This is a genomic window from Stenotrophomonas sp. PAMC25021, assembly GCF_004795795.1.
Taxonomy (GTDB): Bacteria; Pseudomonadota; Gammaproteobacteria; order Xanthomonadales; family Xanthomonadaceae; genus Stenotrophomonas; species Stenotrophomonas muris.
In genome coordinates this window covers 3,331,261-3,343,320 of the sequence record NZ_CP039255.1, presented here as the reverse complement: position 1 = coordinate 3,343,320, position 12,060 = coordinate 3,331,261, and the positions used below count along the sequence as shown (strand labels likewise).

Genomic DNA, 12,060 nt, shown 5'->3' with positions numbered 1-12,060 from the left:
TAAGTCGTTTCCAGCACAGCTGGGGTAAAGACGACTTAATCCCCTCCGTCCCCTTTTTTGGGGGCTTCACCACTGTGAATAGGGGTGACTGGCCAGTGCGACGTTGTAGTAGCGCGCGTCGTCGGTGACTTCGGCACCCACCCAGTCCGGCAGTTCGATCGCCTGGTCGGCGCTGTCCAGCTCGACTTCGGCCACGACCAGGCCGGCGTTGTCGCCGAGGAACTCGTCCACCTCCCAGGTCAGGCCGGCGTGTTCGACCAGGTGGCGGCGCTTGTCGATCAGGCCACCGACGCACAGCGCCAACAGGGCGCGCGCATCCTCCACCGGGATCGGGTAGTCGAACTCCTGGCGGGTATGGCCGATGGTGCGCGACTTCAGGTTCAGCGCGGCGTGGTCGCCTTCGATGCGCACGCGCACCGAGGCGTTCTGGGTGCCGCGGTCGAGCGCGCCCATGTCGTTGATGTAGCCCTGCGCCATCGGGATCACCCGATGCGCGGCGGTGCGCCAGCCATCACTGCTGACGAGGAATTTGCGTTCGATTTCGATGCCCATCGCGCCATTATGCGCGATGGGTGATGACAACCTGTCAGCGCTTCTCGAACACCGCGATGCTTTCCACGTGCGCGGTATGCGGGAACATGTCCATGGCACCGGCGCTGACCAGGGTGAAGCCCTGTTCGTTGACCAGATAGCCGGCATCGCGCGCCAGCGAGCCCGGGTGGCAGCTGACGTAGACAATGCGCTTGAACTGCTTCAGCGGCAGCTGCTGCAGCACTTCGATCGCACCCGAGCGCGGCGGGTCCAGCAGCAGCTTGTCAAAGCCCTGGCGCATCCACGGGGTGCTGCGCTGGTCCTGGGTCAGGTCGGCGCTGAAGAACTGCGCGTTGGCCAGGCCGTTGCGCTCGGCGTTCTCACGCGCACGCGCCACCAGGCCGGCATCGCCTTCCACGCCAACCACCTCGCGCACGCGGCGCGCCAGCGGCAGGGTGAAGTTGCCCAGGCCGCAGAACAGGTCCAGTACACGCTCGTCCTCACCCGGTTCCAGCAGGTCCAGGGCGTGGGCGATCATCTTCTCGTTGAGCTTGGCATTGACCTGGATGAAGTCCAGCGGGCGGAACGCCAGCTCGACATCCCACGGCGCCAGACGGAACGACAGCGGCACACCCTGCCCGTCCAGCGGCTGCACGGTATCCACGCCGCCGGACTGCAGGTAGATCACGAAGCCATGCTGCTGGCCGAAAGCCGCCCAGGCCGCGCGGTCGGCATCGCTGAGCGGCTGCAGATGGCGAACGGTCAGGACCACGGCCTGGTCACCGGCGATGAATTCGATCTGCGGGATGTCACGCTTGCCATCGAGTGACTCGATGAAGGTGGACAGCGCCTCGACCTTGGTGCCGATCTCGGGGATCACGGTCAGGCACTGGCTGAGGTCGGCGACGAAGCGCGGATCCTGTTCACGGAAGCCGACCAGGGTCTTGTCCTTCTTTTCGACCCGGCGCACCGAGAAGCGGCCCTTGCGGCGGTAGCCCCAGCTCTCGCCGACCAGCGGCGCGAGCACGGTGCCCGGCTTCACATGGCCGATCCGCTCCAGGTTGTCCATCAGCACGCGCTGCTTGGCCACGATCTGCTGGTCTTCGTCCAGGTGCTGCAGCACGCAGCCGGCGCAGGTGCCGAAATGAGGGCACTTGGGGGTCACCCGCTGCGGCGAGGCCTGCAGCACCTCCAGGGTGCGCGCCTCGTCGAAATGGCGGCTGCGGGCAGTCTGCTCAGCCATCACCACCTCGCCGGGCAGCGCGCCGCTGACGAAGGTGACCTTGCCGCCCTCGCCTTCACGGCGGGCGACACCGCGACCATCATGGCTGAGGTCGAGGATCTCGGTCTGGAATGGGGTACGGTCAGTGCGGGAACGGGATCGGGCCACGTGGCAACAGGCTGCGGGCAAAAATGGGGGCGTATTGTCGCAGATCCTGACCGACGGGGCCTGGACCCGCTTGCGCCCGTGGCCGTCGTGCTTGATGATTGGGCCAGCTGACATGGAGGCAGCCCTGATGCAGATGACCCCGCGGGCCGCACGGCCCCGCTTCCTGCTTGTCGAGGACGACATCATCAGCCGCGGTTTTTTCAAGGCGGCGTTGGAAACGTTACCGGCGGATGTGGATACCGCAGATTCGCTGGCCAGTGCCCTGGCCAGTGCCGAACCCGGCGCGCATGATCTGTGGCTGATCGACGTCAACCTGCCGGATGGCAATGGCGCGCAACTGCTGCGTGAGCTACGCCGCTCACATCCCGACACACCGGCGCTGGCACATACGGCCGACGGCGATACCTCCATCCACGCCCGCCTGCGCGAAGCCGGTTTCAGCGACACCCTGGTCAAGCCGCTGGGCCGCGACCAGCTGCTGAAGGCCGTGCGCCGTGCGCTGGTCAACAGCCCGGCGGGAATCTTCGTGGCACAGGCCCCGGCCGCGGTCGAGCTGGCCGTTCAGGACTGGGACGAGACTGCGGCATTGGCCGCGCTCAATGGCCAGCGCAACCACCTGATCGCACTGCGCGAGCTGTTCCTGGCCGAGTTGCCCGGTGTGCGCGACGCGGTCGAGCAGGCGGTGGACCAGCACGACGAGCGCCAGCTGCGCAGCCAGCTGCACCGGTTGCAGGCGAGCTGTGGCTTCGTGGGGGCGGCACGGTTGGGCCGGGCGGTGCGCCAGCTGCATCATGCACCCGAGTCCGGGCAGGCCCAGGACGGGTTCCGCGCCGCGGTAGCTGCCCTGCTGCATTGAGGGTTTTTCGGCAAGGCTGCGCCCTGCACCCGCAGAGGCTTCAAGCCAAGCCAAGGCAACAGCAACAGCAACGGCATGCATTCCGTGGGTTGGCGGTGCGGTATCGGAGGGCGGGGACGCCGTAAACCCGTCCTTGGGGGCTTGGCAGCCGCATCCATGCGGCTGACACCCCGCCCTCCGATACCGCCCCACCTCTTACAGTTTTCCGCGATCGGGTAGATCCACGCCATGCGTGGATGAATTTCTGTCAGATATCGAAATCAATCTGGGGTCGGATCCGTTTTCCTGCGGAAAACGGATCCGACCCCACGCCGTTCCGACAGTTCGCGGAACACTGTCGAAGGCGGGGTGGGTCCGGTTGCGGGAGTGTCCGCGGCATGGATGCCGCGGCCAAGCCCCCAGGGACGGGTTTACGGCGTCTCCCGCAACCGGACCCACCCCGCCTACCCACGGATAGCCAGCTTTTGCCGTTGACGTTGATTCGGCAGGTGCAGGGCTGCAAGCCCTGCCGCCCCCCCTACCTGCGCGGCGCAAGCTGCTCGAGCATTTCCCAGGACTTCAGCCCGCGCGCGCCCAGGTGATGGGCCAGCACCCGCCGCATCGGCAGGCGCAGGCTGGCCAGATCGGCGGCATCCGGTTCTTCGTCGGCCGCAAGGGCCAGCAGCGCCGAGCCAGTGGCCGCCGCCCGGCGCTCCCCGCCACGCTCGCTCAGCAGGCGCTGCGCCCCTTCCTGCGGGTCCAGCTCGTAGCGCGCCGCCGGGTCGATCGGCTGGCCATCACTGGCACTGTCCAGCTCGAAACCCAGGCCCAGCGCGGACAGCAGTTCGCGCTCGAAACGGCGCAGGGTCCAGGCCAGGCCGGCACCGACCGCCAGCCGCGCGCGTGCCTCACCGTAGGCAAGGTACAGCTCCGGCAGCGGGTCCTGGCGCGGGGCCAGGCGCAGGGTCAGTTCACTCAGGTAGAAGCCGGCCAACATCGCCTGGCCGACCAGGCGTGGCGCGGCATCCAGCGCCTCGGCACCCCGCAGCTGGGCCAGTTCACCCCGCTGCTGGGCACTGAAGCGGATCCACTGCAACGGCTGCAGGGCGGCGCGCAGCACCTGGCCCTTGGCGGTGGAAACGCCACGCGCCAGCAGGCCGATACGGCCATGCTGCGCGCTCAACACTTCGACCAGCAGGCTGGTCTCGCGGTAGGCCCGTGCGTGCAGCACGAAGCCGGTGTCGTCCTCGATCATCATCGAAGCGACCGTCGCGGCTTATTCGTAGCCGAAGGCCTTCAGCGCGGCCTCGTCGTCGGACCAGCCTTCACGCACGCGCACCCAGGTTTCCAGGAACACCTTGGCCCCGAACAGACGCTCCATCTGCAGGCGGGACTTGGCGCCGATCTCCTTCAGGCGGGCGCCGCCCTTGCCGATCACGATGGCCTTCTGCCCCTCGCGCTCGACCCAGATCACCGCACCGATGCGCAGCAGGTTGCCATCCTCGGTGAAGCGCTCGATCTCGACGGTGGTTGCGTACGGCAGTTCCTCGCCGAGCTGGCGCATCAACTGCTCGCGCACCAGTTCACCGGCCAGGAAACGCTGGCTGCGATCGGTGATCTCGTCCTCGCCGAACATCGGCGGGGCTTCCGGCAGCAGCTTCAGCACGTCGCGCACCAGCGCTTCCAGGCCGTTGCGCTTCTGCGCCGAGATCGGGTGCACGGCGGCGAAATCACGACCTTCGGTCACCTGCTGCAGGAACGGCAGCAGCGCGCCCTTTTCCTTCAGGCGATCGATCTTGTTGACCACCAGCACCACCGGGATGCCGGCGTCGCGCAGCACGTTGAACGCCAGGCTGTCCTCTTCATCCCAGCGACCGGCTTCGATCACCAGCAGGCCGGCATCGACGCCTTCCAGCGAGCCACGCGCGGCGCGGTTCATCACCCGGTTCATCGCCCGCTTCTGCACCTTGTGCAGGCCGGGGGTGTCGACCAGCACCAGCTGGCCTTCCGGATAGGTGGCGATGCCCAGCAGGCGATGGCGCGTGGTCTGCGGACGGTTGGAGACGATGCTGACCTTGGCGCCGACCAGGGCATTGGTCAGGGTCGACTTGCCCACGTTCGGGCGGCCGATGACGGCCACGCTGCCGCAATGATGGGGAGTTTGTTCGCTCACTTGGAATCCAGTTGTTCTAGGACGGCCGCAGCCGCCTGTTGTTCGGCAAGCCGCCGCGAGGCGCCTTCGCCCTCGGTGCTGGCGGCCGGGTCGGCTACGTTGCAGCGTACCCGGAAGTGCTTGGCGTGGTCGTCACCGGATTCTGACACCAGTTCATACTGCGGCAACGCCTTCTGTCGGGCCTGCAGCCATTCCTGCAGGCGGGTCTTGGGGTCCTTCTCGGGCCGGCCGGAGGCCGGCAGTGCCTCGATCGAAGCGCTGAACCAGGGCAGTACCACCGCCCGGCAGGCCTCGAAGCCGGCATCCAGGTAGATCGCAGCCACCACGGCTTCCACCGCGTCGGCCAGGATCGAATCACGACGGTGGCCGCCGGACTTCATTTCTCCCGGACCCAGGATCAGTCGATCGCCCAGTTCCAGGGTGCGCCCGATCACCGCCAGCGCGCCTTCACGCACCAGCTCGGCGCGGGCACGGGTCATCGCGCCTTCGTCAGCCTTGGGCCAGCGCTGGTACAACGCCTCGGCCGCCATCATGTTGACGATGCTGTCGCCCAGGAACTCCAGGCGCTCGTTGTGTGGCGCACCGGCACTGCGATGCGTCAGCGCCTGCTTCAGCAGCGCCGGGTCGCGGAAGGGATGACCGATCAGGTCACCACGTTGGAAAGGTTTATTCGGCACCGCTTCGGGTCAGGTCCTGGGATGAATCGAATTTGCCAACCACGTCCAGGTTGCCGACCAGCGGACGGCGCACTTCGTAGTTGACCTTGAGGGTCCAGCCATTGTCGCGGCGGTCGAACTTCACGTTGGCCGGCTTCACGTTTTCCGAGTAGTTGATGTACAGCCGCTTGAAGAACAGATCCTGGATCCGGGCCGGTTCCATGCTGCCCACACCCGGCTCGTTGGCCAGGCTCTTCATCGCCGAGCGCACCGCGTAATACTCCTGGTACATCGGGAACAGCTTCATGCCGATGTAAAGGAAGAAACCGACCACGATCAGGACCGCCAGGAACGAGGTCAGGGTCATGCCACGCTGCGTGTTCATCGTCTTCATTGCGTTCTCCCCAGATACGCGTTGGATGTGAAAATACTCGGTTGATGCCCGATCAGTTGATGCTCGAGCCGATCCGCGACGGCTCGAAGCCATCCTTGCAGAACCAGCCCTGGCAGTTCAGCCAGATCAGGAAGGCCTTGCCGCGCAGGTTTTCTTCCGGCAGCAGGCCCCAGAAACGGCCATCGTCGCTGTTGTCACGGTTGTCGCCCATCACAAGGTACTTGCCGGCCGGCACGGTCCACTGGCCCTGGCCACGCGGATAGTCGGTCTCCAGCACGGTGTGGGTACGACCCGGCAGGTGTTCGACCAGCAGGTTGGCACCCTCGCCCTGGCCCTTGTGGCCTGCATAGATGCCCTTGTTGTCGTACTTCAGCGGTTCGCCGTTGAGGATCACGCCGTCGCCTTCGAAGACCACGGTGTCGCCCGGCACGCCGATGACGCGCTTGATGAAGTTCTCACCCTTGGCCGGATCGTTGTCGCTGTGGCCGGGGAAGTGGAACACCACCACGTCGCCGCGCGACGGCTCGCCGAACGGCACGATCTTGGTGTTGCTGATCGGCAGGCGCAGGCCGTAGGAGAACTTGTTGACCAGGATGAAGTCGCCGATCAGCAGGTTCGGCATCATCGAGCTGGACGGGATCTTGTACGGCTCGGCGATGAAACTGCGCACGATCAGCACGATCGCCAGCACCGGGAAGAACGCACGCGAGTAATCCACCAGCACCGGCTCGGAGTCGAGCAGGCCCGCGCGCTGGGCGCGACGCTTGGCGAGGTACAGCTTGTCCGCGAGCAGGATCAGGCCCGAGGCCAGGGTCAGCACGACCAGGAGGATCTCAAACAGTTTCATTCAGGGTCCTTTGCAACGTCACCAGACGACCGGCCCCGCAGGGCCGGTGCGGGCCTTACTTGTTGTCCATCTGCAGGACGGCCAGGAACGCTTCCTGCGGAATCTCCACGCGTCCGACCTGCTTCATGCGCTTCTTGCCTTCCTTCTGCTTTTCCAGAAGCTTCTTCTTGCGCGAAACGTCGCCACCATAGCACTTGGCCAGCACGTTCTTGCGCATGGCCTTGACCGTGGTGCGGGCGATGATCTGCGAGCCGACGGCGGCCTGGATGGCCACGTCGAACATCTGGCGCGGGATCAGGTCCTTCATCTTCTCGCACAGCTCGCGGCCACGTCGGTCAGCGTGGCTGCGGTGCACGATCAACGACAGCGCATCGACCTTGTCACCGTTGATCAGCACGTCCACGCGCACGAACGGGCCTGCGTCGAAGCGCACGAAGTGGTAATCGAGCGAGGCGTAGCCGCGGCTGACCGACTTCAGCTTGTCGAAGAAGTCCAGCACCACCTCGGCCATCGGCAGCTCGTAGCTGATCTGCACCTGGCTGCCCAGGTAGTTGATGCCGATCTGGCTGCCGCGCTTTTCTTCGCACAGCTTGATGATGTTGCCGATGTACTCCTCGGGGGTGAGCACGTTGGCGCGGATGATCGGTTCGCGGATTTCCTCGACCTGGTTCACCGCCGGCAGCTTGGCCGGGTTGTCCATGTTGATGATCGAGCCATCGGTCTTCAGGACCTCATACACCACCGTCGGCGCGGTGCTGATCAGGTCCAGGTTGTATTCGCGCTCCAGGCGCTCCTGCACGATTTCCATGTGCAGCATGCCCAGGAAGCCGCAGCGGAAGCCGAAGCCCATCGCTTCGGAGCTTTCCGGCTCGAAACGCAGCGCGGCATCGTTCAGGCGCAGCTTGTCCAGCGCTTCGCGCAGGTCCGGGTAGTCTTCGGCATCGACCGGGAACAGGCCGGCGAACACGCGCGGCTGCATTTCCTGGAAGCCCGGCAGCGGCTTCGGCGCCGGGTCGCCGGCCAGGGTGAGGGTGTCGCCGACCGGCGCACCATGCACGTCCTTGATGCTGGCGGTGACCCAGCCCACTTCACCGGCACGCAGCGCCGGCAGCACCTTGCGCTTCGGCGTGAACACGCCGACGTTGTCGACCTGGTGGTTGCGGCCGGTCGACATCACCTGCAGCTTGTCACCGGCCTTGATCTCGCCCTGCATCACGCGCACCAGTGACACCACGCCGAGGTAGTTGTCGAACCACGAGTCGATGATCAGCGCCTGCAGCTTGTCGGTGTCGCGCGGCGCCGGCGGCGGGATGCGGTGCACGATCGCTTCCAGCACGTCCTGCACGTTGAGGCCGGTCTTGGCACTGACCGGCACGGCGTCGGAGGCATCGATGCCGATCACGGCCTCGATCTCGGCCTTGGCGCGCTCGATGTCGGCGGTGGGCAGGTCGATCTTGTTGATCACCGGCACCACTTCCAGGCCCTGCTCCACGGCGGTGTAGCAGTTGGCCACCGACTGGGCTTCCACGCCCTGCGCCGCATCAACCACCAGCAGCGCGCCTTCGCAGGCGGCCAGCGAGCGGCTGACTTCATAGGAGAAGTCGACGTGGCCGGGGGTGTCGATGAAGTTCAGGTGGTAGGTCTGCCCGTCCTTGGCCAGGTACGGCAGTGACACCGACTGCGCCTTGATCGTGATGCCACGCTCGCGCTCGATCGGATTGGAATCGAGCACCTGCGCTTCCATCTCGCGGGCCTGCAGGCCACCGCAGAGCTGGATGATGCGGTCGGCCAGCGTGGACTTGCCGTGGTCGACATGGGCGATGATGGAGAAGTTGCGGATGTTCCGCATCGAATCAGAAGACATAGGTGGCGGCGGCGCGCGGCGTCGTCAGGGTAACGGTCGATTATCGCACGCCCAGCGCCCGGCCGCTAAAACCGGCTGCCGGGCACCGGCCCGGAACGACCGAAGCCCCGCCGGGGCGGGGCTTCGGGGGAGGCCCAGGGGCCGCCGGAGCGGCCCCGGCAGGCCCTACTGGCCGGCCTTGACCGCCACGAAGGCGCTGTTGCCGTTGGCCGTGCGGACCAGCAGCATGACCACGTCGTCCTTCTTGAAGCTGGACAGCGCCCGGTTCAGGGCATCCACACTGCCGACCGCGACGCGGCCGACCTGCAGGATCACCATGCCCGGCGACAGGCCGGCATCACGCGCCGCCTGGCCCTTGACCCCGGTGATGCGCACGCCTTCGTTGCCGTTGAGCCCGAACTGCTTGCGCTGAGCCGCGCTCAGGTCGCTCACGTCCAGCCCCAGCAGGGCATTGGCCCCGGTCTGCGGCGCCGCCTCGGCACCGCCGGCCGACGGCCCGCGGGCACTGGCCTGCCCGTCTTCACTCAGGGCGGTCAACGTGGCACTGAGGTCATGCGGCTTGCCGTCGCGGTACACCACCAGGTTCACCTTGCTGCCCGGCGCCATCGCACCGATCAGCGGCGGCAGGTCGGACCAGCTGTTGACCGGGCTGCCGTTGACCGAGCGGATGACGTCGCCCACCTGCACGCCGGCCTTGGCGGCCGCACTGCCGGCCACGATCTGGTTGACCAGGGCGCCACGGCTGTCCGGCAGGCCCAGGCCCTGCGCCTTCAGCGAATCGATCGGCTCCACGACCGCGCCGAGCTGGCCGCGGGTGACCTTGCCGCTCTTCTTGATCTGCTCCACCGCGCTCATCGCAAGGTCGATCGGGATCGCGAAGCTGATGCCCATGTAGCCGCCGGACGCGGAGAAGATCTGCGAGTTGATGCCGACCACTTCGCCGCGGGTGTTCAGAAGAGGGCCACCGGAATTGCCCTGGTTGATCGCCACGTCGGTCTGGATGAACGGCACATAGCGCTGGTCGGGGCCGCCCGTACTGCGGCCGACGGCGCTGACCACGCCGGCGGTGACAGAATGGTCGAGGCCGAACGGCGAGCCGATCGCGACAACCCACTGCCCCGGCTTCAGGCTGTTGGAGTCACCCACGCGCACGGTTGGCAGGTTCTTCCCGTCGATCTTCAGCAGGGCGACGTCGTACTGCTGGTCGCTGCCCACCACCTTGGCGGTGAACTCACGGCTGTCGCCCAGCTTGACCTTCACGTCACTGGCGTCGGCCACCACGTGGTAGTTGGTCAGCACATAGCCATCGGGCGAGATGATGAAGCCCGAACCCATGCCACGGCCCTTGATGCTGGGGCCACCGTCTGGCCCACCCGGCCCCTGCCCCGGCATCGGGAAGTCGGGACCAAAGAAGCGGCGGAAGAACTCCGGCATGTCATCGTCGCCCATCGGGCCGCGCGCGGCCTGGCGGTTGTTGCGGACGATGGTGGTGTCGACGTTGACCACGCCCGGGCCGACCTGTTCGACCAGGTTGGTGAAGTCGGGCAGGCCACTGACCAGCGGCTGCGCCGGTGCCCGCGCGGCCGCGGCTGGCGCGGGCTGGGTCTGCGCGACGGGCGCCGGCGCCTGTGCGCAGGCCACCAGGGGAAGGGTCAGGGCCAGCAGGCCAATGGCCTGCGTGCGGAGTCGGGGAGTCATCGGACGGCAACCTCCGGGTCGGGTGGAAAGAGGAATACGGGCCCCGCCGACGGCGGGGCGTGAAGGCGCCCGGCTCAGTCGCGCGGGCGCGGCGGCACCGGCAGCTCATCCTGCAGGCGCGGCTCGAACGGATAGAACGCGGCACTACCGGCGTGGGCCGGGAAGCTGGCATTGAGCGCGCCGCCAGCGGCGGGCGCCAGGCTGGAGCGCGGCCATGGCCGGGCCTGCAGCCCGCTGACCTCGCCGAACGGCAGGTTGCGGTTGGCGTTGGCCGGCACGGTCGGGGTCAACGGTGCCTGCACGGCCGCGATGGCGCGCTGCGAAGTGTCGTCGCGCTGGGCGGCACGCGCGGCCTGCTGGCTGCGCGTAGCGCTGGCACGGCGGGCGTCCTGGCGGCGGCCCGCCGCGGCCATCGCTACGGCCGGCGCAGCAGCCACGGCCACTGCGGCCGTGTCCACCGAAGCCTCGGTGACTGGGGTCGGCGCGGCCGGTGCCGGCGTCAGTTCCGCCTGGCTGGCGATCACCTGCGGCGCCTGCGGTTCACCCGGCGTCGCCTCCTTCAATTTCTCGCCGCCGATGAACAGGGCGACCGCGGCCACAGATGCGGCCAGCGCAGCACCGCCGCCCCAGGCGCGCCAGCCACTGCGACGCACCTGGCGACGCGGCTCGGCCTGCGGCGTCGGCTCTGCCGCAATGGCGGCCGCAACGGCGGCACTGAAGCCGGCCGGTGCCAACGCCGGGGCCTGCCCGCGCATCACGTCGCCCAGCAGCTGCCAGCGCTCCTGGCAGCCGGCCAGTTCGGGGTCGTGTTCCATCCGGCGCAGCAGGAAGCGCGCTTCATCGGCACCCAGCTCGCCATCGACCAGGGCCGACAGCTGCTCGCGATGGCGCTGGTCCAGGCGCTGCCCGGCGGGCGATTGATGGTTCTGCGATTCGTTGAACGGATTACTGGTCATACGCGGCTCTTCTCACGGGTGGCGCTGCCGATGTCCAACAGCGGCCGGAGTTCGGTGTCGATCGCCTCGCGCGCCCGGAAGATCCGGGAACGCACGGTGCCGATCGGGCACCCCATCTTCTGCGCGATATCCTCGTAGCTCAGGCCTTCCACCTCGCGCAGGGTGATCGCCGACCGGAGTTCCTCCGGCAGCGCGTTGACGGCCTTCATGACCGTCTGTTCCAGCTCCTGGCGCATCAACTCGCGCTCGGGCGTGTCGGTGTCCCGCAGGCGGGTACCGCTGTCGAACTGCTCGGCGTCACCGATGTCGATGTCATCGGTCGGCGGACGACGATTGTGTGAAGCCAGGTAGTTTTTGGCGGTATTCACGGCGATTCGATGCAACCAGGTTGAGAACTGGGCATCGCCACGGAAACTCCCGATCGCGCGGTAGGCACGGATGAAAGTGTCCTGGGCGACGTCCTGACATTCGCTCCAGTCGGCGATGTAGCGACCGACCAGGGCCACGACCCGATGCTGGTACTTGCGCACCAGGACATCGAACGCGGCACTCTCGCCGTGCTGCACGCGCCGGACCAGCTCCAGATCCAGCTCCTGAGGTGTATCAACATCGGCCATGAGGGGCCGCACTCCTGTCAGCCCAACCGACGTCGGGCAATGAGACTGCCAATCCCGGGAAAAGTTCAGTCGCCGATCACCTGGCGCCGCACCAGCTTT

At 67.1% G+C, this 12,060-nt stretch carries 12 protein-coding genes; 1 reads left to right on the top strand and 11 read right to left on the bottom strand.

Annotation, left to right across the window (positions count from 1 at the left end; all coding sequences use genetic code 11):
* Positions 1 to 66: 66 nt before the first annotated feature.
* On the bottom strand, positions 67 to 552 hold the full coding sequence (locus E5790_RS15465) for a CYTH domain-containing protein (protein WP_100450446.1): 486 nt from the start codon (positions 550 to 552) through the stop codon (positions 67 to 69).
* A 34-nt stretch (positions 553 to 586) separates the two neighbouring features.
* Positions 587 to 1,921: a 23S rRNA (uracil(1939)-C(5))-methyltransferase RlmD gene (gene rlmD / locus E5790_RS15460; protein ID WP_032959001.1), complete on the bottom strand. Its 1,335-nt coding sequence runs from the start codon at positions 1,919 to 1,921 to the stop codon at positions 587 to 589.
* A 127-nt stretch (positions 1,922 to 2,048) separates the two neighbouring features.
* Between rlmD and E5790_RS15455 the strand changes: the two genes are divergently transcribed.
* Entirely contained in the window at positions 2,049 to 2,777 is a 729-nt protein-coding gene (locus E5790_RS15455; RefSeq protein ID WP_014647994.1) for a response regulator, read from the top strand.
* A 517-nt stretch (positions 2,778 to 3,294) separates the two neighbouring features.
* Here the strand turns inward: E5790_RS15455 and recO are convergent.
* The 9 genes from recO to rpoE form a co-directional block, all read right to left on the bottom strand.
* Positions 3,295 to 4,014, bottom strand: a complete 720-nt coding sequence (recO, locus tag E5790_RS15450) for a DNA repair protein RecO (protein WP_014647995.1) — start codon at positions 4,012 to 4,014, stop codon at positions 3,295 to 3,297.
* 18 nt (positions 4,015 to 4,032) lie between these two features.
* Complete coding sequence (gene era, locus E5790_RS15445; RefSeq protein ID WP_005410599.1) at positions 4,033 to 4,929, bottom strand: GTPase Era; 897 nt, start codon at positions 4,927 to 4,929, stop codon at positions 4,033 to 4,035.
* A complete protein-coding gene (rnc, locus tag E5790_RS15440; protein ID WP_046431951.1) occupies positions 4,926 to 5,606 on the bottom strand; it encodes a ribonuclease III in 681 nt (226 codons plus the stop codon). The genes era and rnc overlap by 4 nt, the downstream gene beginning before the upstream one ends.
* Positions 5,596 to 5,979: a DUF4845 domain-containing protein gene (locus E5790_RS15435; protein WP_014647998.1), complete on the bottom strand. Its 384-nt coding sequence runs from the start codon at positions 5,977 to 5,979 to the stop codon at positions 5,596 to 5,598. The genes rnc and E5790_RS15435 overlap by 11 nt, the downstream gene beginning before the upstream one ends.
* 52 nt (positions 5,980 to 6,031) lie before the next feature.
* Positions 6,032 to 6,826, bottom strand: coding sequence for a signal peptidase I (gene lepB, locus E5790_RS15430; protein ID WP_014038087.1), 795 nt, complete (start codon positions 6,824 to 6,826; stop codon positions 6,032 to 6,034).
* 55 nt (positions 6,827 to 6,881) lie between these two features.
* Positions 6,882 to 8,675 (bottom strand): translation elongation factor 4, encoded by a 1,794-nt coding sequence (gene lepA / locus E5790_RS15425; protein WP_032958997.1) that lies wholly within the window; start codon positions 8,673 to 8,675, stop codon positions 6,882 to 6,884.
* Positions 8,676 to 8,855: 180 nt separating this feature from the next.
* Positions 8,856 to 10,388 carry a DegQ family serine endoprotease gene (locus tag E5790_RS15420; RefSeq protein ID WP_014648000.1) on the bottom strand — a complete coding sequence of 511 codons (1,533 nt, stop codon included), beginning with the start codon at positions 10,386 to 10,388 and terminating at the stop codon, positions 8,856 to 8,858.
* Between the two features lie 74 nt (positions 10,389 to 10,462).
* Positions 10,463 to 11,344, bottom strand: a complete 882-nt coding sequence (locus E5790_RS15415; protein ID WP_111207079.1) for a sigma-E factor negative regulatory protein — start codon at positions 11,342 to 11,344, stop codon at positions 10,463 to 10,465.
* A complete protein-coding gene (gene rpoE / locus E5790_RS15410) occupies positions 11,341 to 11,961 on the bottom strand; it encodes an RNA polymerase sigma factor RpoE (protein WP_014038091.1) in 621 nt (206 codons plus the stop codon). The genes E5790_RS15415 and rpoE overlap by 4 nt, the downstream gene beginning before the upstream one ends.
* Positions 11,962 to 12,060: the final 99 nt, after the last annotated feature.

What these genes read in the sequence shown, in the direction of transcription:
- recO (WP_014647995.1), bottom strand. Translation starts at nt 4,014, where the DNA reads ATGATGATCGAGGACGACACCGGCTTCGTGCTGCACGCACGGGCCTAC.
- E5790_RS15420 (WP_014648000.1), bottom strand. Translation starts at nt 10,388, where the DNA reads ATGACTCCCCGACTCCGCACGCAGGCCATTGGCCTGCTGGCCCTGACC.
- E5790_RS15455 (WP_014647994.1), top strand. Translation starts at nt 2,049, where the DNA reads ATGCAGATGACCCCGCGGGCCGCACGGCCCCGCTTCCTGCTTGTCGAG.
- E5790_RS15435 (WP_014647998.1), bottom strand. Translation starts at nt 5,979, where the DNA reads ATGAAGACGATGAACACGCAGCGTGGCATGACCCTGACCTCGTTCCTG.
- lepB (WP_014038087.1), bottom strand. Translation starts at nt 6,826, where the DNA reads ATGAAACTGTTTGAGATCCTCCTGGTCGTGCTGACCCTGGCCTCGGGC.
- rpoE (WP_014038091.1), bottom strand. Translation starts at nt 11,961, where the DNA reads ATGGCCGATGTTGATACACCTCAGGAGCTGGATCTGGAGCTGGTCCGG.
- E5790_RS15465 (WP_100450446.1), bottom strand. Translation starts at nt 552, where the DNA reads ATGGGCATCGAAATCGAACGCAAATTCCTCGTCAGCAGTGATGGCTGG.
- E5790_RS15415 (WP_111207079.1), bottom strand. Translation starts at nt 11,344, where the DNA reads ATGACCAGTAATCCGTTCAACGAATCGCAGAACCATCAATCGCCCGCC.
- lepA (WP_032958997.1), bottom strand. Translation starts at nt 8,675, where the DNA reads ATGCGGAACATCCGCAACTTCTCCATCATCGCCCATGTCGACCACGGC.